We start from the raw sequence: 25,700 nt of genomic DNA, 5'->3' as shown, positions 1-25,700 counted from the left end.
TCTGTTCGGCCGGCTACAACATGCCGGCCGAACAGACTGAATGTCTTTACAACCGCTCGAACAATTACCCCAACAACTATCCGAACAACTAGCCGAAGATCGTCTGGTACAGCTCCGCACCGACAAAACGCGCGCGTTTCCCCAGGCTTCGCTCAATACGCAACACCTCATTCCACTTCACCATACGCTCACTGCGGGCAAAGGAACCAACTTTGAGCTGACCCGCGTTGGTCGCAACCGCGAGATGGGCAATAAACGCATCTTCCGTTTCACCCGAACGCGCCGATACGACCGGCAGCCAACCGGCTTTCTGGGTCATTTCGATTGCCGCCATGGTTTCGGATACGGTACCGATCTGATTGAGTTTGATCAGTACAGAATTCGCCAACTGGTTATCGATACCATTTTCGATACGGGCGATGTTAGTAGTGAAGAGATCGTCACCGATTACCTGTACACGTTTGCCCACTTCTTCAGTAAACCGTTTCCAGCTATCGAAATCGGTGTCCGCAAAGGGGTCTTCGATAGAGATGATCGGGTATTTCTCACACCACTCAATCATCAGGTCACAAAACTCTGAAGGGGTAAATGAGGTACCGTCTTTCTTCAGGTGGTACCGCTCACCGTCGTACAGGTCACTGGCGGCGATATCCAGAGAAATGGCCACATCTTTCCCAGCTTCATAACCCGCCAGGCGCACCGCTTCCAGAAGGACTTCAAAAGGCTCTTCATTACTGTCAAACGCTGGCCACCAACCACCTTCGTCGGCAAGCCCAACACTCTTGCCCCGCCCCTTCATCACTTCGCCCGCGGCATGGTAGATATTGAAGGTCATCTCCAGCGTTTCTTCGTAGGTTTTCGCACCCATCGCAATAATCAGGAAGTCCTGAATATCAATGGCCCAGTCGGCATGTGCGCCACCACCCAGAATCTGAATCTCGTTCAATGGGAGCAGGGTGCCCTGCCCTTTGCCCAGGTATTCGTACAGCGGCACACCGCGCGCGTTTGCCGCGGCACGGGCGCATGCCATGGAGACGCCAAGGGTAGCGTTAGCGCCGAGCCGGGATTTATTTTCCGTACCGTCCAGCTCTACCAGTTTGCCGTCGATGGCTTTCAGGTCAGTGACGGCCATGCCCTGCAGCGCCGGGGCAATTTCCCCGCGAATATTCGCAATCGCCTTAAAGACAGACTTGCCGCGGAAAACAGACTTGTCACCATCGCGCAGCTCAAGTGCCTCAAACTGCCCAGTGGATGCACCACTGGGCACCAAGCCAGAACCGGTCACGCCGTTCTCGAGGGTGACTTCTACTTCAACCGTGGGAAAACCCCGTGAATCGTATATTTGAAACGCGTCAATACTTTGGATATTCATGGCGTACTTAATTTATTTACCGTGTTTATTTACCACTAATCATTCTGCGGCCAAAAGTTCTGTCCATTGATAGAGCAGCTGACTTAATGTGGTTGGTCCATCAGGGATTACTGCGTAAGCAAAGTTCCTGACGGTTTGTTGCTGGCAGGCATTCAGGTACTCCACTGGGGACTTGCCATCTACCCGGGCCAACATCAACATGGGCAGCAGGTGACACAGCCGGGACTCGAAGCCATCGTCGACAACCTCTCCCGACGCAGCCAAGTAGGCTTCCCACACCTTCTCGCCCAGGCCCAGAATTTGTGCCGCGTTCTTTGGCTTATGCAGAGCCTTGAGCAAAAAGTGATTTAACAGGAAGGCGACATCAAAGACGGGGTCGCCATACCAGGCCACCTCGCAGTCGAGAATCACCAGCTTGCCATTCCCAACCATCAGGTTTTTCGGGCTGTAGTCACCGTGAATAAGACAGGTAGCCGTGCTGGCAATCCGATCGGCCTCTGACACAAAGTGCGTGTTCAGCCCGGGGTGCCGGCTACCGGTTTTCAATAGGTATGGCTCAAGGCGAAGCTCGGTGAAGTCCTTCAGGGTATCGAATTTAGCTTGTGCCAAAGAATCGCCAAGGGACTGCTTGTGAATGCTGCCAAGATAGCTCCCCGCAAGGCGTGCATACTGGCGATCATATTCGCCAAGTAGCAGGCGCGACTTCCAGTTTTCCAGCCCCCCCTCAATCATTTCCATGCAGAAAAAATACTTTTCTGCATCGGAATAGAGAATGGCGGGCACAGACTCGGGCAGGAATGCACCGACATAACGCAGGTATTCCTGCTCGGTGATATTGCGTTTGATATCCGCAAACCAATCGTCTTTTACCTTGAGCTTGTCCAGCGCACGCTTAACGACAAAGCGTGCCTGACCGTCGTCTACCAGCAGGATCTCACAAGAAACCCCGCCGGAGAGCGCGGTAAAGGTTGCATCCTGTGAGTGCAGAAGACCTTTGTCGATCAGGTAATCACATAACGCTACCTGATCCACAGTTATTCCTCTTCGGGTTCGGCGATCGACAAATTGCGGGTGTAGTCCAGCATTGTTTCGCGGCTGTTCACGCCACCACCCATGCCACTGGCACTACAGGCACCATACGGCAGACCGTACGCAAACACGTTGTGCGCATTTACCCAGCTGTTACCAGACACCATCTTTTTGGCGATGGAAATAGCGCGGTCGTTGTTCGTGGTCCAAACACTGTTGGCCAACCCGTAGTCCAGACTATTGACCTGACGCAAGGCATCGGCGTCGTCCTTGAAAGTGGTGATGTAAGCCACTGGCCCGAAAACTTCCTCACGGAAGCAAATATTCTCTTCAGAGCCCATCAACAGCGTGGGGCAAACGTAGTAGCCAGAACGCTCCGCGTCAGAGAGCGGCTGGCCGCCATACACAATCTCTGCACCCTGTTCCTGCCCCTGTTGAATGTAGCCGTTGACGGTGTTCAGTTGGCGCTCGCTTACGAGCGGGCCCATCTGGCTATCTTCGTTCATACCGGCCTTGATCAGCACTTTGTCGAGCTCCGCTTTTACCTGCTCGATAAATTCGGACGCTACGCTCTCATGCACAATCCAACGGGTCGCAGTGCAACATACCTGCCCAGTATTCAGGGTAATAGCACCAGCCAGACCCGCGGCAGCGGCGCTGATATTTGCGTCGTCGCAGAGAATGGACGCGCCCTTGCCACCCAGCTCCAGCTTCACCGGCTTCAGGTTTGCGCCACACGCTTCGCCAATCAGACGACCCACGCGGGAAGAGCCAGTGAAAGAAACAAAGCGCACTTTTGGGTGCTGGGTAAATACGGAGCCGACTTCCGGACCCTCACCCGGCAGCACATTGATCACGCCTGCGGGAAAGCCAGCTTCTTCCGCCAATTTGGCGAGATACAGCGTGGAAAGCGGGGTTACTTCAGAAGGCTTCACCACCACGGTGTTGCCTGCCGCAAGCGCCGGTGCAATACCCCATTGGCACAGGGTGAGCGGGAAGTTCCAGGGGAAAATAAAACCGACCACGCCGTAGGGCAGGCGCACTTTGCGGGCCTGCTTCATACCGTCGAGAGTCAGCGGGGTTTCAAACTCTTCTTTCTCGCAGAGATCCGCAAAGTAACGCAGGCACTCGATGCCGAATGGCACATCGAACCCACGGGCATTTTCGACTGGCTTACCGACATCCAGAGCTTCCAGCTGTGACAGTTCCTCGGCATCGCGCTCACACAAGTCTGCAAGCTTGCGCAACAGTGCGGCGCGCTCAGCAGGGCTGGTCTCTTGCCAGGAAGAAAATGCAGCATGGGCTCCTTCAATAGCCTGCTCAGCGTCACTGGCCAGAGCCTCGGAAATTGTTGCCAGACGGGATTTATCTGCCGGGTTCTCCACAGTCATGGACTTGCCAGTACTGCCCGTTACCCAGGCACCGTTGGAATAGAAAGGAATGTGGGACTGGCCAATAAACGCCTGGACCTTTGCAGTAGTTTCAATCATCACTTTACCCATTATTTTTGGTTATTGACTAAAGGTGGGACTGCTATAACTACGACACTACGACTTTTGTCAACAATCTACAAGATGTAATTCAGTAAGAATAGAGATTTTGCTAGGTACAAAGAGCTCTAAAAAGAAGGTAAAAGTGCATAAGTATATTGAGCATTGCCAGTCTGGCAACAATGTCAGGTATGTCCAAACCACCAGCCACTTTGTTAACAATATACTATTTACAGTGCCCTGCCGGCGCCGCTAGTATCCGCGAGACAAAACGATAAAACCGATCTGGAGAGAGAGCGGATGAGACCCTATTCCCTACCTGCGCGCTTCGCTTTGCTTACCCTGACCGCAGCCCTCGCGGCCTGTGGCGGAGGCGGTAGCGGCAGCTCTGGTAACAACCAGCCGCAACAGGACAACGGCGGTGTACAACAAGACACACGTCCCGATACCTTTGCATTTTCCGCCGTTAACGACGCGGATCTGGATACGGCTTATACCGCCGATGCCATTACCGTCTCCGGTATCAATGCGTCCACGAATGTCAGCATTAGTGGTGGAGAGTATTCGGTGAATAACGGCAGCTATTCCAGCGATGCCGCCACCCTTGAGAATGGTGACAGTGTCGCTGTACGTGTCACTTCGAGCACCGCATACAGTACCGAAGTCGCCGCCACGCTAACGATTGGTGGTGTGAGTGCGGATTACACAGTCACCACTATGGCAGAGCCTGTAGAACCGGAGCCTCCGGCAGAGAGTGCGATTAAAGTCGACTTCAACCTGAACATGCGGCACTCAGTGGGTGGTGAATCAGAATTTGATCGTCGCAAGTTCATCACTGTACACGCTTCAAATACCGAAAATGATTGGTTCGATGAGAATGCGCAAAGCTCTGGGGCTGGGGCACTGAATGACGACTCCAATTTGATGACTAATTTCCTGGAAGGCTACGACGTCTACTTCGGGCGCGACACCGGGAACATGAAGTGGCAATTGAGCCAATTGCCTGAAGACGGTAGCCGTCCAGGCTTTATCGATGTTGATTCCGCCATTACCAACGGTGGCGGCATGCGTTGGAACTACAGCAAAGACACCAGTCCTAAGGGAGAGTTGATTCGCAAACACGGACACCGCGCGACAGATTTAGTGGTTGGAGGACAGGACCACCCATATTGGCCGGACGGCCAGGACACCGGCATGGGCTGGAGTTTTTCTACGACGGACACCGATGCTGAGCCATTTGGGACCGCTGTCGGCCACTACATGGCGAACTATCTCTACGAGTATTTTAACCGTGGCGAGAACGACGAATTTGGGCAACCAAAACCTGTCTATCTTGAGGTAGTCAACGAACCGCTTTACGACTTGGTCGACTACCCCTCAGCAGGAAAAACTGCAACCACAGCAGAAAAAGTCTTCAAATTTCACAATGCGGTAGCTAATGAAGTTCGAGCTTACCGCGACGCGTGGAATTTGGCCTCGCACGAAAACGTTTTGATTGGCGGCTACACCGTCGCCTTCCCGGATTTTGAAAAAGATAACTTCAACCGCTGGGAAGAGCGCGACAAGCTGTTTATCGATATTGCCGGCAACAATATGGACTTCTTGTCCGTGCATTTCTATGACTTCCCAGCATTTCAGGGCACTCGACAGCTCCGCCGCGGTAGTAACGTGGAAGCCACGTTCGATATGCTCGAGCAATATAGCCTGATGGCAACCGGCGCACGCATGCCGTTTATGGTTTCCGAGATTGGCGCCACGGTGCACAGCATGATGAACGATGCCTGGTCGCCACAGCGCGACAGCTTCAAGTTACGCGCCTTGAACGGCCTGACCATGAATATGCTGGAGCGACCGGACCAGATTCTGAAGTCCATCCCGTTTGTCACCATCAAGGCAGAATGGGGGCGCGACCCGGAAACCGGTATGCCCTACACCAACCGCCTGATGCGGCAAAAAAGTGAAGGGGACGGTGAAACTGGCGATGCGTGGGTGTACACGGAGTTCGTCAAGTTCTACCAGCTGTGGTCGGATGTACAAGGTACCCGCGTAGACAGCTGGGCGAGCGATCTGGATGTACAGGTAAATGCCTATGTCGATGGCAATACCGCGTATCTGGTAGTCAACAATCTGGAACAGGAAGCTTCGGTACTGGACCTCGCCACTCTCGGTATCGCAGGAAACAGTTTTGAAAGCGCGACTATCAAGCAATTGCACTACGACGATAGTGGAAAGCCTGTACTGGACGAAACCTCGGCCACCGAGTTGCCGCAAACGTTTACCTTAAACGCCGAAGCGACCGCCATTTTGCAGTTGACCTTTACCGATGCGATTACCATCGACAACGACAATATGGAAACCAAGTACTACGCAGAGACTTACAAACAGGCTATTACTGCTGGCGAAAAAATTTCTTTCGTCATCAACGGCGTTACCCTTGGCGATAACGGCGAAGCAATCTTGCGTTTGGGCGTCGGCCGAGATCATGACAAGTCCCTCACGCCTTCCGTAACCATTAACGGCAACACCTTGTCCGTGCCGGAAGACTACCAGGGCTACGACCAATATTACGGCGGCAAAGGTCGCGCACAGTTCTTCGGCGTTATCGAGATTCCCGTGGACCACAGTTACCTGAGTGAAAACAATGTAATTGAAATTGCATTTGACGACGATGGTGGCTTCGTCAGCACGGTCACTGCACAAGTGTCCAATACTTCGGTGCCGTTAGGTCGTGGGGCACGCGGCTAGCTCATTCTTTTTTCTGCAAAATTTTGACTCTTTCGCCAGGCCGGCAGCATTACTGCCGGTCTGGTTTCCCTCTCCACTCCACTCCAAGCCAAACCATCCTCCAGTACCAGTTCGCATTTCTGAAAAAACACGAAAAAACGGGCAAAATTCCCGCCCACTGTATTGTAGATTGTTAACAGTTTATTGTTAAATGGTTGCGGTCGTAGATATAACGCTAACAGCCGCCGCTTGTCCAAAAGCAATTCTAATCATCTGGACGCGGCAACTACGGTCAATTCAAAGCCACTTCCTGTGCGCTTTGCCATTTCGAGGTATCGGCGAAACGCCAGAGCGGTTCAAAAATAAAAACGACACCAGATGTACCGTGTCTCGATCCCGGAGCAAGCGATGAAACTCCCCTACCCAAGGCGCCCACTGGCGCTGGCACAGTCTGTGCTAGCTGCCGGTCTTGCCTTCAGTACTGCGGCAACTGCTGCAGATTATCGAATTGAGGCTGAATCCTTCAGTAGCGTCGGTGGTACCTACGCCGATGGCCAGCCTCAAAAAATCAGTGTTTACAATGTGAATGGTGTGACCGCCATTAACTACGTGAACCGTGGTGATTACGCAGAATATGCCCTGCAAGTTGCAGAAGCAGGCACCTATAACCTGCAATACCTGATCGGTACCAGCATCACCTCTGGTGCGGAGATCGATTTCCAGATCGGCTCCGGCAGCAGCTGGACTTCCCTAGCCAAGAAAGCAGTACCTGCTGGCCACTGGGACAACTTCCAGCCGCTGGATGCAGGTAACGTTTCACTTCCAACGGGCACCATTAACCTGCGGGTTGTTGGCTCTGGCAGCAACGACTGGCAGTGGAACCTGGATGCGCTGGAACTGACTCTCGTCAGCACCGGCGGCGGTTCTAGCAGCAGCTCAAGTTCAAGCAGTAGCTCCAGCGGTGGCTCTAGTAGTTCCAGCAGCGGCGGTGGCAGCACGGAATTTACCGTGGAAGCGGAAAGCTTCGCGCAGGTTGGCGGTACTTATGCCGACGGCCAGCCGCAAAAAATCAGCGTGTACTCAGCCAACGGCGCGACCGCGATTAACTACGTCAATAAAGGTGACTACGCGGAATACTCCGTTTCTGTACCTCAGGCGGGTAACTACGACCTGACCTATTTCGCCGGCACTGCGGTGAGCGGGGCTCAGATTGATTTCCAGCTAAATAGCGGCGGAAGCTGGCAAACACTGGCGCAAACCAATGTATCGAGCGCCGGCTGGGACAACTTCCAACCGCAAGCCGCAGGTAGCGTATACCTGCCAGCGGGCACGCAACAAATTCGCGTGTACGGCGGTGGTAGTAATGACTGGCAGTGGAATCTGGACCGCATGGAGTTCGCATATGCCGGTGGTTCCTCCAGCTCCGGCGGTTCTTCCTCCAGCAGTTCTTCGAGTAGTTCGTCCAGTTCTTCAAGTAGCTCTTCAAGTAGTTCGTCAAGCAGTTCGTCCAGTTCCGGCGGCAGCAGCTCCAGTTCTTCTTCGAGCTCGTCTTCCAGTTCCTCCTCGAGTTCTTCCAGCTCAGGCGGTTCCTCCTCCAGCTCCAGTTCTGGTGGTACCTCGCCCGGTAACGGCAGCCCGGTTTCTGGAACTTTTACCCTGCAGGCAGAAAGCGCCCATGCAGTAGGTGGCGATATCGACACCTATGCCATCAACGGTGGTATGGCCGTCAACTACTTCAACAGTGGTGACTACCTGGAGTACAACCTGAACCTGGATCAATCCGGCTTGTACCGTCCGAAGTTCTATGTGGGTACCGGAAATACTTCCGGCACGGCAGTTGGACTGATGGCCACCGACCACGAAGGTGAGCTGGTGATCAAAAACACCACCGATGTGGTGAGCCAAGGCGACTGGGATAGCTTCTATCTGGTAAATGCTTCCAGCGAAGTGAACCTGTTTGCCGGTGATATGACCATTCGTATTTATGGTGCCGGCAGTGAGGACTTCCAGTTCAATATCGACTACGCCATTTTCGAGCGCGTGGGTGATGCTGACCTGAACCTCGACGGTGACGGCGACGGTACTCCGGATGTTAGCGACCAGTGCCCGAGCACAGACCCAGCGGAAACCGCCAACAGTGTCGGCTGTGCACCTTCGCAGCTGGATACCGATGAAGATGGCATCAACGATGCGGAAGACCAATGCCCTACTACCGGACTTGGCGAGTTCGTCAACGCTGTTGGTTGTTCGAGCCCCGGTGGTGACGACGACGACTTCGACGGCGTACTTAACACGACGGATCAATGTCCCAACACCCCGTACGGTCAAAACGTTGACCCGATGGGCTGTAGTGGTTTCTCAGACAGTGATAGCGATGGTATTGCAGACAGCGCGGACAATTGCCCGTCTACTGCTTCCGGTGCGTTTACCAATGAGTCCGGCTGCTCTGCCGCACAAGTCGGTAATACCCACAGCGCTACCGTCACGGTAAATGCCAACATCGCGCACAGTGTTAATGGCGTATCCGACTTTGGTCGCGCACGGCATATTACTGCGCACACTGCGATCTATGAGCAAGACTGGGTTGGTCATTCCGACAAGCTGAACTACCTGCTAAACACCCTCGACGTGACCTTCGGTCGCGACAACGGTACTGCTACGTGGAAGTTCTCTGATACTAAGGAAGACCCGAACAAGGCGAATTGGCCGGATATGGACTACATGGTGACGCGCGGGCAGGAGCTGCGTGAAAACTATGAAGCCAATGCGTTCTACAAGCGCTTCAGCCCGGAAAGCACCGAACTGATCGCCGGTACCAACCCACACCCCACCTACCCGACACTGAGCTGGTACGACAACGGAAAGACCTGGCACAACTGGCAGCCGATGGATATCCAGACCTCTGCCGCATGGATGGGCCAATACCTGAAGCACTACTACGCCAACAGCAGTAACGGCTTCATTGGTGACCCAATGCCGAAATACTGGGAAGTGATCAACGAACCGGACATGGAAATGAAAACCGGTAAGTTCATGGTTACCAACCAGGAAGCACTGTGGGAATACCACAACCTCGTAGCACAGGAAATCCGTGCGAAGCTCGGGAATGAAGCACCGCTGATTGGTGGTATGACCTGGGGCCAGCACGACTTCTATCGTCGCGATGGCATTTCGCGCTTTGGTGACGATAACTACGCACAGTGGATTACCGACGAAGATCCGGATGCGGAAGCCGCTGCCGAAGCCTTCTTTGAGAATGCGATGGCTACCACAGTGGACGATACCCGCGACCAGGACTGGTATCAGTGGGATGTGATGTGGAAAGGCTTTCTGGATGCTGCCGGCCACAACATGGACTTCTATGCCGTACACGTCTACGACTGGCCCGGTGTCGATGGCGACAACATGTCGGTATTGCGCCGTAACGGTCACCTGCACGCCATGCTGGACATGATGGAGTGGTACGACGTTTACCAGAATGGTGAAGCCAACCGCAAACCTATCGTGCTATCTGAGTACGGTGCGGTACAGGGTGGTTGGGACTACCTGGTGCACAACAATCGCTACGAGTCTGAGGTGATGAAGTCCTTCAACGCCATGTTTATGCAGATTCTGGAGCGTCCGGATTATGTCATCAAGTCCATGCCGTTCACCCCGGCGAAACCGCTGTGGGGCTATAAGCCATTTGGCTGTGGATCAGAGAAAGTTCGCACGTGTACGGCTCCCTATCATTACGCTCTAATGAAAGAGACCTCGCTGAATAGTGACGAGTGGAAGTGGTCCGACTACATCCAGTTCTTCGAACTTTGGGCGGATGTCGACGGTACCCGTGTAGACAGTATTTCCACCGATGCAGATGTACAGGTACAGTCCTACGTAAACGGCAACGAACTGTTCGTCATCATCAACAACCTGGAGACCTACGCAACTACCATCAACCTGAATGTCGCAGGTCTTGGCGGCGCTGCGGTACAGAATGTTGAAATGCGTAATATGCGTTACGACAGCAGCTATGACACCGTAACCGATCGTCACCACATGCAGCAAGCGCCAAGCACGCTGACGCTGGGTGCCGATGCAACGGTTGTTCTGCGTTACACCCTGGGTAACAACATCGCCATCAACCAGTCCATGGATGAGAAGAAGTACTTCGGTAACAGCGTGAGCGGTGGCAGTGAACCGCACCGCATTGCCGTGGCCGGCGGTGCCAAGACACTGAGTATTAGCAATGTGTCGGTACCTGCAGGTTACGCTGAAGCGCAACTGCGCCTGACCGTGGCACTCTATCCGGATGAAGACGACAAGGTCGACACCAACCTCGGCATTGTTTCGCTCACCGTGAATGGTGAAGTGGTCGATACACCCATTGACTGGCGCGGCCGTCGGGCAAACAACGCCGAACGCTACTTCAACACACTGGAAATTCCTGTGCCTGTTGAACTGCTGCAAGCCAACAACACCATTGCCGTGGACTTCCGCCACGATGGCCAGTTGGCGGTTGCAAACCTGGTGATCAAGGAGTTTAGTGTAGAGCCAACACGTAACTGATATAGCTGTTGAATCTTTAAACGAACAAGCCGTACCAGACGCCAAGTCTGGTACGGCTTTTTTATAGCAGGCGTTTTAAACCAGAGAATTTCAGGGCTTCAATATGGCTCTGATGATTCAGGGTACAACGTGCAAAAAAGTCACGTATCTGCTCAAAATCGATACCGGAAAGATCTTTAGGAGAGGGAGACGTCAATGTCTCGGCTGCCGGAAAAACACCCATTCCGCACAAAATATAGTGCCAAGAGAAATTACTGTAAGCCCCATCAATTTTCAGATGCTTCAGCAACCCGGGCAAATCACCATTATCAAACCAGCAACTGAATACGGCACTTAGCGCTTTACTGGCGGGCCCGGGCTTTTCCCTGCTATCAACCCAGTATTGACTGTCCGTACGGCTATTGGTAAGAAAGTGGACGGATATGTAATCCCGCACGTCGTCATAACTTTTATTCACAGAAGTATTGAATATTTCACGAAACTCCTCGCCCGTATTCCCTTCCCTGAAAGCGTGTATGAACCGAGTGATGGTCTGCTGAGTTAAGGCCAGAGACGTCGCTTCCAGGGGCTCAATAAACCCCTGTGACAAGCCGACAGCCACGCAATTTTTTACCCAGTGTTCTTCCCGACGACCTATATTCATCGAAAGGTGACGTGCGTCGACCGAGGCATCTGCACCCGCATGCGCGCGGAGCTCTTCCTCCGCCTCTTCCCTGGTACAGTAGCGGCTACTGTAGACATAGCCATAACCCACACGACTCTGGAGCGGAATTCGCCAAGCCCAGCCATTTTTCAATGCGGTGGACACCGTTTCACATGGTGGTTCAGCATCTGGAGGCATGGCAAGGGTAACCGCACTGTCATTCCATAGGGTATCTGCGTAGCTGGTAAATGGCGTCTTCAGGGTATCGCCAATCAGTAATGCAGCAAACCCAGAGCAATCGATAAACCACTCCCCTTCGTGGCGCTCCCCTTTCTCGTCGATAACCGCTGCTATATCCCCACTCGTACTCAGATCCACCTCGGTGATTAATGCATCCCGATGGTGAACTCCGCGTATTAAGGCAACTTTCTTCAAATACTGGGCAAGCAAACCTGCATCAAAATGGTATCCGTACTGCACTTCAAACGGAAAATGATGAGGCACGACTGGGGAGAGACGATTCTTAGCCAAATAATGGTTATACGAGAAGACGTCCGGATGCGCATGCACATCTTTTCCTGAGCGACGCAAATGAGAATTGTGAATTAGCGCCTTGGCATGATCGCGATCGAAATGACTGTAAAAAGGGTGGAAATAGCTTGTGAACCCTGATTTTTCCGACCATCGATCGAAGGTAATACCCGATTTATAAGTCGCACTACACGCCTGCATCCATTCATCTTCAGGAATTTCTAAATCCTCGAAAAATGATTTCAATGCTGGTGTAGATCCCTCGCCTACCCCAATTATCCCTCGTTTACTGGACTCAATCAGTTCGATAGTCCAGCTATCGCCTACCGCCTTCTGCAACATTAGAGCTGCCATCCAACCAGCAGTTCCACCACCAACTACGATCAACTTCTTTCTATTCATAAACAAAAAAACCGCGCCTGTTTCCAGGCGCGGCCAAATCAAGCTAACAAATTAACAACCTTGGGAACGTTAGAAGCGCGCCTGAATACCAAACCGGTAGAATGTACCAGTCTTATACTCTTCAGCGGTACGCCCTTTATAGCCACCATCCAGAGGGTTGCCTTCGTCGAAGGCAACCATATTGCCATTTGCATCCGGCAATTGGATAAAGCGGCTAGTGTAGTAATGGCGAACACCCTCATCAGTCAGGTTTACCGCATTGAATGACAGACTAACATTGTCGTTCAAAGCGTAGCTCGCGGAAAGGTCCAAAGTACCGCGACCTTCCTGCCACAGGGAGCCGTTGTCCCATACGCGTCGCGCCAGTTGATCAGAGGTTCCCTGATAAGCCAAGCGCAGCTGATGGCCATTCATTTCCCAGAATACGGTCGCGTTGTAGCTATGTTCTGGGGTGTAGGCTACCGGCAGCTCAGGTAATACCAGGCTCGGATCCAGAGAAGAGACCTCTTGATCGTAGGCACTATCCTGATAGGTGTAGTTAAACATGGTACCCAGACCAGCAAACACGCCAGGTAGCATGTCGTAAGTCTGGGTGTACTGAAGTTCCGCCCCACGAATTTCTGCACCTTTACCATTAGTAATGCTCGTGGTCTGGAACTTGGCACAAAGATCGGTCAGGTCATCAGAGTGCAGCCAGTCTTCATCGTAGTCCGCAACACCTTCGATACGGCGAGGCATACAACCTTCGAGGTTGTCGGTACTCTTAATTAGGCTGGCGGTGTCATACGGCTCACCATTCTCGTCGAGGCCCAAATCACGCAGGTCATCCATATAGGTAACAATGGTCTGCGACTCCTCGAAGTTGGTCATATCTTTGTAGAACAGACCAGCGGCAAGCATGGAGTTATCGGCGAAGTACCATTCGAACGACAGATCCAAGTTGTTGGACTCGAGAGGATCCAGCTTGGTATTGGTCAGAGTAATCGCGTTACCGGTGCCGTTTTCATCAGTCCAAACCGTTTCCTGAACTTTAAAGCCAGGGCGCAGGGAGTCAATCTGCGGACGAGACATGGTTTTGGAGACAGCAACACGGCCAACCATCTCATCATTAATGATGTAGTTCAGGTTCAGACTAGGCAGCAACACATCATATTCATGCTCACCGGTAACGGCGAAGGAGCGCAGGCTGCGATCTTCTACAATCGGGTTACCGTCGGCATCACGTGCACCATAGATGTAGTTCGATTCAGTGGATACATCAGAATGACGCCACAGCATGTACTCGTTCATGTTGCCGCGAACTGCGAAGGCATCGTAACAGGCACCCTGAGCAGAAATTGGCGTATCATCGGAGCGATCTGCAGTGCCCTGAGTGTCCCAGCCGAGGCCATCGACACGCGACCAGCGCAACTCTTCCTGGTTTTGCGGATCACTATCAATGGTATTTTCATCAATATCTGGGGTCGAAGGATCATCCAGTACGATGGGTGTACCGTAGTCAATTACCGGCGCACACGCCGGGTTGGAACTATCGCGTAGTGACTGCAAGGTAAAGGCATCCAAAACACGACCAAGGTTACCGGTACTGCTATGGAAGTTAACACCCGAGTAACCGGTTGTATCCACGGTGGTGTTCACATACCGCAGGCCAACATCACCACTCAAGGTGTCATCCAGGAATGAAAAGTTCGCTTTGAAATACAACGCCTGAGTATCGAGATCAGCAGACCGCGTCTCGGTATCATCAGCAATAAATTCTGCCGCTGGGTTATTGAGAGCAACCTCAAATGCGCGCTCAGCAGAAACGGTCTGCCAGCCGTCGGTCACGTTATTGCGATCGTAACCCAGCGAGTTCATGAAGTCGCTAACACCCAGATCACCATTGGTGACAAAAGTACCGTCGATATCGGTGATACCTTCAACAATGGTGTATGTTTGCCCGGTCTCTGGATCGGTAACAATGACACCTTCACCAATAGAGTTAAACTCACCGGTCTGGTTGTCCACATACTTCTCGCGAGATGTGGCCTTGGCACCGAACTCAAGCTTGTGCACACCCGCAAAATCTACGTCCCAGTCCACGTCAAAATAGGCTGCCTGCTGCTCATCCGATACTTCGCGTACGGTACGTGACAGGAAAGAAACGTGCTGTGCGGCGAGGTCATCCGGGTTGAAACCGGTGGTCGAGGAGTTGTCCCACAGTGCATTTGGATCTGGGTGCAATACAGCCCCGTAGTCTACAAAGCCCTCGCCCGCGACAAGATTACACTTGCCCGAAGTACAGTCGTAACCTACAGGTTCTGCTTCACCGGGAGGCGCGAAGCGAGTCAGCCAGGCATTTACACGGCGATAGTTCTGCATGTTGACATACAGCGCCTGATCCGGGATCTCTTCCGCCTTGGAGTAATTTACACCACCGCTCACTACAACAGAGTCGTTCAGCTCATGATTTACATCGAGGGAGAAAATGCGGTTCTCATTGGTAAATTTGTTCTCCGCCTGAGAAAGGTCACCCAGTGCCGAGCGGTTCAGATACTTGGTAAAAGTACGCGTATCGGAATTATAGGTGTGCCAGTCTTCTTGCGGGTCGGTCCAAGCTGCAGGACCAGTCCACAGGTAGTCTTCACCTTCCACCATATTGTTGTAGGTCCAGTAGTCGCCAGCACGGGTCTTTACCTCGTGCATCGTGCTGTCGATTTCCTGTTTGTTCCAACTGAGGCTTGCGTTCACTTCGGTAGCATCGGTGGCCGCCCACTGCATACCCAAATTTACACCCTGACGATCGCGGTCATTCTGATGCAATTGCATCTTGGTGTTGTATGGGACCAAACCGGTTACGTCATTAACGATATTACCGTTCTGGTCGGTAGCACGCTGGGACGTGCGAGAAATCCAGTTTTCCTGCATAAATTGGTCTTTACGCACGGAGTTGGTTTCATCAAACGCGGTAACAATCACACCGAAAGTATCGTCAAAGAATTTACCGGTGTAAGTCGTGGAAACCTTGTGATTTTCTTTTTCAGAAAGATCGTTGTAACGACCCTGACCGCTGATATTGAAGCCTTCGCTCACTTCCAGTGGCTTGTTCGATACCAAGTTGATGTTGGCACCGAGAGAACCTTCGTCATGGTCCGCGCTTGGTGTTTTTACAACCTCGATCTTGGAGAGGATGTCCGCAGAGTATGCAGAAAGGTCCACCGCCTGGCTGAAACCGGTGGAGCCGAGCTGCACGCCGTTCAGGCTAATGTTGTTCTGCTGAGCATTTGCACCACGTACTGTAATAGTGGTGCCTTCACCGTCCGAAGTCTGCATAGAAACACCAGTCACGCGGGACAGGGCTTCTGCAATGTTCTGATCGGTGGTTTTGCCGATGTCTTCGGCATTGATGGTGTCCTTGATGTTTCCGCCGAAGCGTTTGTCATCAATAGACTTCTCCAGACTCGCCCGAATACCCGTCACCTGAACTTCTTCAAGCGCTTCGTATTGGTTTTGCTCGTCGGATTCCTGTGCAAACGCTTGACCGCTGCATACAGACAGTACCGCTACTGACAGTGCAGACATGCGGAAGCGATTACGTACATTGGACGTAGACATGATTATCTCTCTCCATCGGATCGCATTTTTATTATCAACTCGGCATTCACTGATACCGCTAGTGGCGCCGCCCCTAGATTTCGAAAGAAGACCCATTAGTTAAATTATTTGGGTTTCCTCCATCGATGGCTCAATCATCCACCAACGCCCGAATACATGTCAACTGTTGATTGTTAACAATATTCAATCGTTGTTTAATAGCGGCTGAAGAGCGCGTCAGGGGGCAAAAGCCTGCTCACTGATCCGAAAAACACTAACTTATTGTTTTTAAAATACTTTTTACGACTCGCTGGAAAATCCCACGAACCGTTGTTGACAATTTACAAGCATGCACTCCGGGAGTAAAGCACCAGACTTATCTGCTGGGCTTGACCACCGACCTGCTCCATAAAATGCCCGCTAAACGTGTCAATAATCCCTTTCGTGACAGCGATTTTCTCATACCCCAGCGGGTGCGCAACAAGGAGATATGACTGAGATGACGGATCTGGTAATTCTTGGGGAAAGCATGGTGGAGTTCAGCCTAGTAGAGCCAGGCCTCTACCAACAGTCTTTCGCCGGCGACGTACACAGTGTGGCCGTTTACTACAAGCGTCTTGCGCAGGCCGATGACCGGGTGCGTCTGATGACTGCCGTTGGCTTTGACAGTGCCAGTAACGGTCTGATTGACGCTCTGGAAAGGGAGCACATCGATACCTCGCTGGTATTCCGTCACCCCGATCGCCAATTGGGCCTCTATATGGTGAACACCGATAACGCCGGCGAGCGTAGCTTCAGTTATTGGCGAAATAGCTCAGCGGCTCGGGAAGTGATGCCACTGTTTCGCGAGGCAACACAAGTCGCAGGGGATGGAGGCTACTCCCCCGCCGGCCTCGCACCCCGGCCGGACATGTTCTTCTTTAGCGGGATCTCTCTGGCTGTATTGACGCCCGAGTCACGCCCCGTCTTTTGGGAACTGGTGGAACAGCTGCAGGATTCCGGTACCAAGATCGTATTCGACCCCAACTACCGCCCAAAGCTCTGGCAGTCGGCCAAAGAGACCCGCGATCAGTATGCACTCGCCTTTACCTATGCGGACCTGGCATTGCCGGGGATCGAAGACCTGGAAGCATTGTATGGAGTGAAGGACTTCTCCGGGGCCTGCGATCTACTGGAGCCCTTCTCCATTGCAGAGCTGGTGATTAAAGACGGCCCCAATGGGGTCTACTACCGAGGCTCCAAGGAGCGCTTTCTGGAATCGATTACAGCGGTAGATAAGGTAGTGGATACCACCGCAGCCGGTGACTCCTTCAATGGCAGCTACCTCGCCTTCCGCAGTCGAGGCGCATCCCCTCGCCAAGCGATCGCACAGGCGGCGAAGATCTCTGCGGTGGTGATTCAGCACCGCGGGGCCCTTGTCGACCAATCTCACTTTCCGGATACATTCGCCGACTAGCTCAATTGTGCCCCCTTAGAAAAATAACGAAACGCGGTCTCAATCAATATGAAACGTCGCAACTTCATCAAGTTAACTTCCGGCACTGCGAGCATCCTTGGCGCAGCGCTGACCCCGGCACTAACGCCTTCTCTTGCTTCCGCAATGGCGGCAGCCAGGCCCGAGCTTGTCGGTACCCGCCCGATTGAAGCCCTCCCCGAATCTGGCTTGCAACACTGGCTGGGCGGGCCCCTGTGGGGTAATCGGCTACAGGACTGGCACTGCAACAATGGCCGACTGGAGTGCTTGCGGGGGGAAAAGTCCTTTGAAGTGCGCACCGCAGCCTTGCTGACCCGCGAACTGAACAACCACCACCAGGCGGGCCGGCTGCGCGCCCGGGTAGGCCTGCTGACGCCCGAAGCCGGTGGCTTTTGCGGCTTTTTATTGGGTGTGGGGGCTGGAGAACTGGATTACCGGGGGGCGGCTCTGGCACAACGCGCCGGCGGAACCAACGGCGGCTTTATGGCGGTGCTGGATGATCAGGGAAAACTGAGCTTCCGCGACTTTTCCGATCAAAAGAACAGCATGGCGTTTACCCGCCTTGAGCGCGCAGGCAGCGTCGGTATCGACCGGATAGGCACGCGGGAGATTCAACTGGATTGCCATATCGACCCGGTGGCCAACGGGCGGTTTGATGTGCGCCTGATTACCAGCGACGTACACAGTGGCAGTGAACTCGGGTTTGCAGTACGCAGCGGTGTAGAGGCTGAGCAACTCACCGGTGGGATTATGCTGGTTTCTTCTCCACACCATCAGCAGGCCGGTGCCCGCTGGTGGTTCAGTCATATTGAAACCGGCGGCGACAAGATCTCGGCCTATCCTGAGCGGGTACTCGGTCCCGTTATGGGTTGTATGCACAGCCTAAACTGTGCCAATGGCCCCGATAACGCGGTGCTGAAATTGTCTGCGCAATTTATGCCAATCGACCTACAGGCGAACCCTGCTGCACGGCTTGAATACCGCGTGCTTGGCACCGAAGAGTGGATCGTCGGGGCCGAGGCAAAAATAGAAGATGGCTACGTTGCGGCGTTTCGTATTACGGGCTGGGATGCCGGGCAAGACCACGAGTACCGTGTGCGGTATGACAACCACGAAGAGACTTTATACTCCGGGCAGATACAAAAAGACCCCGCCAAGAGCGACGCACTAAAAATTGCGCTGTATTCCTGCATCACTCCTACTGCGAAGAGCCTCGACGACATCGCAATAAAGAAACATATTCCGGAAGAGCGCACCCTTGGTCGCTACACAGAGGATTTTGTCTTCTTCCCACATGCGACACTGACCAAACATTGCGACAGTCACCAGCCAGACCTGTATGTTTTCGCCGGTGACCAGTACTACGAAACCTTTCCCACCCGCTACGGCCGCGATACGCCCCAGGCAAAGCTCGACACGCTGTATCGCTGGTATCTCTGGTACTGGACCTTTCGCGAATCCGTACGTAACCGCCCGTCGATCCTTCTGGTGGACGATCACGACGTATTGCAGGGCAACTTGTGGGGCAACAAAGGCGATGCCAGCGGCGGTCCGCGGGAAGAAGACGGCGGCTTCAAGCACGATATCGACCTGGTAAAAATGGTGTACCGCATGCAGAGCAGCCATACCCCGGATGCCTATGACCCCACCCCGATCCAGCACGGTATTCCGGTCACTTATGCGCACTTTGTCTATGGGAAAACCAGCTTCGCCATGGTGGAGGATCGCAAGTTCAAATCGGCACCCGACTATGAAGCTGAGCGACTCACAGTCACAGGCAGCTTGCTCGGCAGTCGGCAAGAAGCGTTTTTACAGGACTGGAAGCACATGGATCCGGGCATGCCAAAGGTTTGCCTCACCGCCTCCATCTGGGGCTCACCGCAAACCGATGAGACCGGCGCGGGCTTGGTTGACTACGACGCAAACGGCTACCCGCCCGATGGGCGTACCCGCGCGGTCAAGCTGGTGGAAGACGCGAACGCACTGGTACTCGCCGGCGACCAGCACCTGGGAATGCTCGCACAGCAATACACCAAGGACTTCTCCGGCGGTGCCCTGTTTTTCTCGGGACCCGCCTCCGCAGCATTTTGGCAGCGCTGGTTCGAAGGGTTTGGCAAGCTCGAGAACCCGGTCGGGAATGACCCGAATACCGGTCATTTTATTGATCCGTTTGGCAACAAGATGCGCGTACTAGCGGTCGCCAATCCGAAAATTTCGCACGCAGAGTTCAGTGACGACAATACCAGCTGGGGAAAATTTGTTTCGGATCGGGCGCTGAAGAGAGAGGGCTATGGGTTGGTAACCATTGACCAGACTGCCAATCACTACACGATGGAATGCTGGCCCTGGGACGCGGATCCACAGCGGGATGCACAGTTTGCCGGCTGGCCACAGGTGCATCCCATCCTATCGGAACAAGATACCTAACGAATACGTGGAGAACACTCCTGAATCCAGTCATCTGAATGCGCGGTGTTCGCGGCGCATTCAGGCGCACTCATTGCTGGTTCTTTCTCTGGATTAATTTTCGCACCTGCCCCATCGAGGCACTCAACCAATACGCTGCCTGCAAGTATCCGTGCTGATGCATATACACAAGTTTGTCGGCTTCCAGCTGCTGTAGCTTCTCGTCATTGACCGTGTAAAGACCTTCGTAGCGCTTCTGCTCGCCACTGGCAAACTGAACATTGATATGCGCGGGCTCGATCAAGTCGTTGTCGGCCAGAAACTTCAGGAAAGCAGTGGTTGATTCCATCCCGCCCATGAGCTGACCCAACAGGTCACTGACCTCATTCATAAACGGTGTGTTGCTGCCTTCATCATCAAATAGGCGCTCACCATCCGCCGAACTGCCGTCGCGGTTTACCCGCGGGCTATCCATATCCAGGGTGATCACGGCACCTTTGTCTTCGCCCGGCCCCGCTTCAGGGTTTCGATACCCAACCATGAATGGCTGCCTGCGGATATGCATGGGGACATATTGCGCGTCCCAGTTTTCGCCCTGCAAAAAGAGGTTTTCGCCCGGCCCAAAGCCCAATAAAGCACACAGCGAAAATTGGCCGTTTTTAGGATCCTTGGTGATACACACTGGATATTCCAGTACCAGATTACGCAGCTCGTTTGCCACCACTGGCACCAAATGTGTCGCCTCACCAAAAGCGGCGCCGCGCTTAGTCATCACTTTCAAGTTGCGATGGCTCTCGTTGTTCAATGCAACGGTATTGCTCATTTTTTCTCCCTCACTACTGCTTATTCTTGATATTGGCTGATCTGGATTAGCTTATATTTGCTGTAACCCATGCCGGCAAATTTTATTGACTAAATTCCTGTGTATTTCCAGCCCCGCCAGCATCTGCTGGGTAGCCTTGCCTTTTTGCTGGAACAACTGCCCTGCCTGCTCAAGCGACGCGCGCGATACACCATGCGCTGCGGGTTGCGTCTCGAATTCCATACCGTACAAAACATATTGATAGCTAGCGGCCGGGAACACCTCCACTGCCCGATCAAAGTCGTCGTGCCAAGGTGGCTGGTAACGCCATAAGGTCAGCAGTTCCTGCAGACTGTCGGGAATCGTAGCCGGGTCGCAATTGTCGATCCAGAAGCGGCTATCGGTGCGTTTGGTCAATACATAGTGCAGCTTCAGGAAATCGATAATCCTGTCCCAGCGGTACAAGAACGTCTCATTGAAACGACGGGCAACCACATCCATTGCGGCGCGACTTGCTGGAAACTGCTCCGCGAGCATGTTTGCCGAGATCTCCACCAACACCAGCGCCGAGGCTTCCAGCGGTTCCAGAAACCCCGCCGACAACCCAATGGCCACACAATTCCGGTGCCAGAATTTTTCTCGGTGGCCAGGTACAATCGGAATTTTGCGCACACCAAGTCGATCCAGCTCCCCTTCACTTACCTTAAGGTACCGCGCCAGTTCGCCATAAGCGGCACTGTCGCTCGTGTGGGCGCTAGAGAAGACATGCCCCACACCGCGCCGGCTCTGTAAACCAATGTCCCATACCCAGCCCGCACTCTGCGCGGTGGATATCGTATGGGTCGCTATCGGGCTATCTTCGCGCTCGTAAGGCACCTGTACCGCAAGCGCGCTATCAATAAACAGAACATCCTTGCAAGAGCGGAACGGCACCTTGTAGTGACCGCCGAGCAGTCGCGAACCGAAGCCACTGCAGTCAACAAATAGATCCCCGGAAACTTTTCCGTGTGCCTCCGTCTTTAGCGCCGCGATATCGCCCGTCTCCGATTCCTCAATGCCAGTAACATCCGCGAGAATATGCCGCACACCAAGATTTTCGGTGCAATGGCGTTGCAAGAAGCCTGCGAACTTTCCCGCGTCCAGGTGATAGGCGTAATTGGCAACCGCCGCATATTCCGGGGTACCAATCTGCTTGGGGGCTCTATTGTGTTCACACAATGCTTCCTGCGGACAGACTGTATTCGAGAAGGACTCTGATGTGTTACCGCCAAGCCAATGGGTGGCAAGGTTGTGGTTATGAAAGCCCTCCGGCTGCACCAATGGGTGGTAGTAGAAATCATCGTCAGCACCGGTAGTCCAGCGGGCAAATTTCGCCCCCTGCTTGAAGCCGACATTGCACTCACGAATAAAATCGGTTTCCCTCACCCCCATTTTTTTCAGGGTGCTGCGCATAGTGGGCCATGTGCCTTCCCCCACGCCGATAGTGGGCACAGTTGGCGATTCAACCAAGGTGACACGAACCGGCTCTTCCTGCTCCCGATTAAATCGGGCAGCCAAAGTGCCAGCGGTTATCCACCCTGCTGTGCCGCCACCAAGAATCACAACCGAGTTAATGGGATCAGACATACCTGGCCTCGAATTTATTATTTTGGAATCAGACTTCTAAATATAATTTTTAAAACAAGGAGGGCCGCCACATATGTGGCAGCCCTCCCTGGTACTACTTGACGATACTAACGCGCATTTAGAAACGCGCGCGAACGCCGATATTGTAGCGAGCACCATACTGCTGTGCGCTCACCAGCTGATTAGCGAAGCGACCATGACGGCGGATGGTTTCCTCGGTAAGGTTCAAGCCTTCCAGGAAAACAGATACATCTTCGGTCACATCATAGCTGGCATTCAGGTCCCACTGGCCGTAGGCCTCGGTGAACACCGGCTGGTTGCCGATCTGAGACTGACGTGTATCCAGCAGGAAGTCATCACGCCAGTTGTAAGCGAGACGTGCCTGGAAGGCGTCTTTTTCGTAGAAGCCAATCAGGTTGGCAGAATCGCTCATACCGGTCAGTGCCACGGAGTTTTCGTTGTCGAATACATCGTACTCCACATCACCATCCACCAGAGTGAAGTTGGCAATGGCCCCAAATCCGGAGTCGCCGAACATATGCTGTACCGCCACTTCCCAACCGTAAACCTCTGCCTCTTCCAGGTTACCCGGGGTAGCTACACTCCAGGTAATCACCGGGTCTCCAGCGGTGTTCAGACACGCCGCATTGGCACCGGTAGAATCGGGGCAGCCCGGACGCGGGTTGGCACTCGGGTCGGTAATCGGGTTTCCGTTAACATCGTAAATCACACGCTCTTCAGTCGTTGCACCGATAAAGTTCTCAACGTACTTCTTGAAGAAGCCGACAGAAGCATAACTGCCCTCTGCGTAGTAGTACTCAACAGAGAGGTCGAAGTTGTCGGAAGTGATTGGCAGCAAGCCCGGGTTACCCTGGGACGCGTTAAATGGACCACCCGGGCGGGACACATCCAGTGAGGTGGATGGGAACATCGCCGAGATGTCAGCGCGGCTCAGGGTACGGCTGTAAGAAGCACGTGCTACCAGGTCTTCATTCAGCTCAATGCTGGCATCCACATTGGGCAGGAAGCGAGTGTAGTCACCGTCGAGCGTATCTGCGCTCGGCATATCGTCATTGACTTCGCGCAGCTCTTCCACGTGCCAGTAACTCAGACCAACAATACCGTTCTGGATAGAGGTACCCGATACGTCGGTGTCTTCAAAGCGCAGGCCAGTGTTCAAACGCACCGGGTAGCCATTGAATTCTGTTTCGAAATCCATTGCCACAAAGGCAGCCAGGGTCTCTTCACTTACCTTGTCGAAAGTCGGCGTCGCCTCGTAGTAATCGCCATTGGCTTTCACTGCATCGATAAAGTCAGAAGCTTCATAGTCTGCCAGTAATGGGAACAAACCACTGTTGCTGCCCATTTGGTCGCCGAAGTCGCCACGGTTCTCGAAGTCGATACCCAGAGCCGCGAGGTCACCCAGATTTACAAAGGCAAAAGAGCCGCTTTCAAATACGTCCACTTGGTAATCGGTGGTCGCAACACCAAAGCGGATGGTCTTCAGTGCGCCGTCGTCGAGGTTTTCCCAAGCACCACTCAGCTGAAACTGCTGGATGCTGTTCTCAATCTCGTAGCCGCGCTCCTGGAACAGGTCAGATACGATGTTTTGTGGTGCGTATGCGCCACCGGCGAGATCGGAGTCATCAAAGCTGATACCCGGCAGGCCACTGCTGCTGGAGAAATCGGCAACCACATCCACCATCTTGCCCGGGTTTTTGGTATTGGCGATGGTTTCAGCGGGAAGGCCGCCAGGCTGCGAGTGAGAAGTGGAATCGTGGAAATCCAACGCGAAGCTCAGGGAGTCTGTCGCTTCCCATTCCACGTTGAGACCTACCGAGTCGTTGTCGGTCACGAACTGGTAGTCCCATGCCCAGAAGTTCAGCTCATCATTCTGCACACTTGGGTTGATCACGGTACCGTTGCTGTCGGTCACACCGGCTGAGGTGTCGAACCACACGCTGGTACGATTCATCGAGATCTGCTCATCGTAACGGGAAGCGGTGTAGTCCAGAGTCGCGGTTATGTTTTCGACTGGCGCAAACTGCACTACCAGCTGACCGTTCTGGCGTTCGCGCTGATGGTCAGAAACATCTACATCAAAGGTCCAGGGTGCCCAGTAGGTACCCTCCGGGTTTTTGTTGCGGTCAATAGCAGAAGTATCCGCGGTGCCGTAGTTGGGTACCCACGCTTGGGTGCCGACGCCTTCACTGCGGCTATCGCGCTCAGCATGGGACACGGTCAACAACACACCGAGTTTGTCCTCAAAGAAGGTACCGCTCACCATGCTGGAAAATTCAGGGGTGACAGAATCGCCCTTCTCGACGCTGGTATCCATGACGCCTTTGACACTCGCGCTGGCAACGAAGCCATCGTGGTCAAACGGGCGTGCGGTCTTGATATTAATGGTGGAACCAATACCGCCGGAATAAACATCCGCTTTACCGGTCTTCACGACCTCAACGCCAGATACGCTCTCAGCGGAGATCTCTGAAAACTTGAAACTACGGGTAATACCTTCCGATTGCAGTGCAGAGGAATTCGGCATTTGGCGGCCGTTCAGGGTCACCAGATTGTAGTTGGGGCCAAAGCCGCGCACGGTAACCTTGTTACCTTCGTTGTTGCTGCGGTCAATGGACACACCGGTAATGCGCTGCAGGGATTCTGCGAGGTTGGTATCCGGGAACTTGCCAATATCTTCTGCGGAAATTGCGTCTACCACACCGGCGGAATCGCGCTTGATATCCATGGCGTTGGTCAGGGATTGGCGAATACCGGTTACGGAAACCTCTTCCAGTGTGGTGGAAGCCGCGTCCTGGGCCTGCACGCCAACAGATGCTGCGGAAATCACGGCAGCAGACAAGGCGCTCAGGGTAAAGCGCTTGCTATTGATAGGCATGGGTGCTCTCTCTCCATGTGGAGGCTCGATGCTCAGACCCCTCACCTGCTCCCAGGCAACCGAGTATCGAGCGCTTATTTTTTATTGAGTTGAACCTTCCTTGTGGCCACTGCGTTCTCGCCAAGTCGTACGGGTGCGCAATAACCACGCGCCTATCCTGTGAGCGCCCACGCACAATGTC

Annotated in this window: 12 protein-coding genes; 4 read left to right on the top strand and 8 right to left on the bottom strand. The window is 53.5% G+C overall.

Annotated elements, in window-relative coordinates:
* Positions 1 to 88: 88 nt before the first annotated feature.
* From eno to Mag101_RS05840, 3 genes are read right to left on the bottom strand one after another with little or no spacing between them, the layout of a single operon-like run.
* Positions 89 to 1,372 (bottom strand): phosphopyruvate hydratase, encoded by a 1,284-nt coding sequence (eno, locus tag Mag101_RS05850; RefSeq protein WP_077402099.1) that lies wholly within the window; start codon positions 1,370 to 1,372, stop codon positions 89 to 91.
* A 39-nt stretch (positions 1,373 to 1,411) separates the two neighbouring features.
* Positions 1,412 to 2,404: a phosphotransferase family protein gene (locus Mag101_RS05845; RefSeq protein WP_077402096.1), complete on the bottom strand. Its 993-nt coding sequence runs from the start codon at positions 2,402 to 2,404 to the stop codon at positions 1,412 to 1,414.
* A 2-nt stretch (positions 2,405 to 2,406) separates the two neighbouring features.
* Positions 2,407 to 3,891: an aldehyde dehydrogenase family protein gene (locus Mag101_RS05840; protein ID WP_232325156.1), complete on the bottom strand. Its 1,485-nt coding sequence runs from the start codon at positions 3,889 to 3,891 to the stop codon at positions 2,407 to 2,409.
* Positions 3,892 to 4,191: 300 nt separating this feature from the next.
* Between Mag101_RS05840 and Mag101_RS05835 the strand changes: the two genes are divergently transcribed.
* Both Mag101_RS05835 and Mag101_RS05830 read left to right on the top strand, forming a co-directional pair.
* Positions 4,192 to 6,636, top strand: coding sequence for an agarase (locus Mag101_RS05835; protein ID WP_077402090.1), 2,445 nt, complete (start codon positions 4,192 to 4,194; stop codon positions 6,634 to 6,636).
* 387 nt (positions 6,637 to 7,023) lie between these two features.
* Entirely contained in the window at positions 7,024 to 11,163 is a 4,140-nt protein-coding gene (locus tag Mag101_RS05830; RefSeq protein ID WP_077402087.1) for a carbohydrate-binding protein, read from the top strand.
* Positions 11,164 to 11,224: 61 nt separating this feature from the next.
* Here the strand turns inward: Mag101_RS05830 and Mag101_RS05825 are convergent, their stop codons facing one another.
* Positions 11,225 to 12,739 carry a tryptophan halogenase family protein gene (locus tag Mag101_RS05825; RefSeq protein WP_077402084.1) on the bottom strand — a complete coding sequence of 505 codons (1,515 nt, stop codon included), beginning with the start codon at positions 12,737 to 12,739 and terminating at the stop codon, positions 11,225 to 11,227.
* A gap of 69 nt (positions 12,740 to 12,808) precedes the next feature.
* Positions 12,809 to 16,333 (bottom strand): TonB-dependent receptor, encoded by a 3,525-nt coding sequence (locus Mag101_RS05820; protein ID WP_077402081.1) that lies wholly within the window; start codon positions 16,331 to 16,333, stop codon positions 12,809 to 12,811.
* Between the two features lie 469 nt (positions 16,334 to 16,802).
* Between Mag101_RS05820 and Mag101_RS05815 the strand changes: the two genes are divergently transcribed.
* Positions 16,803 to 17,768, top strand: a complete 966-nt coding sequence (locus Mag101_RS05815; RefSeq protein ID WP_077402078.1) for a sugar kinase — start codon at positions 16,803 to 16,805, stop codon at positions 17,766 to 17,768.
* Positions 17,769 to 17,816: 48 nt separating this feature from the next.
* Positions 17,817 to 20,213, top strand: coding sequence for an alkaline phosphatase D family protein (locus Mag101_RS05810; protein ID WP_077402075.1), 2,397 nt, complete (start codon positions 17,817 to 17,819; stop codon positions 20,211 to 20,213).
* Positions 20,214 to 20,283: 70 nt separating this feature from the next.
* Here the strand turns inward: Mag101_RS05810 and Mag101_RS05805 are convergent, their stop codons facing one another.
* The 3 genes from Mag101_RS05805 to Mag101_RS05795 form a co-directional block, all read right to left on the bottom strand.
* Positions 20,284 to 21,015 carry a SapC family protein gene (locus tag Mag101_RS05805; RefSeq protein WP_077402072.1) on the bottom strand — a complete coding sequence of 244 codons (732 nt, stop codon included), beginning with the start codon at positions 21,013 to 21,015 and terminating at the stop codon, positions 20,284 to 20,286.
* A 51-nt stretch (positions 21,016 to 21,066) separates the two neighbouring features.
* On the bottom strand, positions 21,067 to 22,620 hold the full coding sequence (locus Mag101_RS05800; protein ID WP_077402070.1) for a tryptophan halogenase family protein: 1,554 nt from the start codon (positions 22,618 to 22,620) through the stop codon (positions 21,067 to 21,069).
* Between the two features lie 118 nt (positions 22,621 to 22,738).
* Positions 22,739 to 25,519 carry a TonB-dependent receptor gene (locus Mag101_RS05795; protein ID WP_077402067.1) on the bottom strand — a complete coding sequence of 927 codons (2,781 nt, stop codon included), beginning with the start codon at positions 25,517 to 25,519 and terminating at the stop codon, positions 22,739 to 22,741.
* Positions 25,520 to 25,700: the final 181 nt, after the last annotated feature.

Source organism: Microbulbifer agarilyticus, assembly GCF_001999945.1.
Classification (GTDB): Bacteria; Pseudomonadota; Gammaproteobacteria; order Pseudomonadales; family Cellvibrionaceae; genus Microbulbifer; species Microbulbifer agarilyticus_A.
Note: the sequence above shows the minus strand (reverse complement) of the source record. Positions and strands in the feature narration are given on the sequence as shown.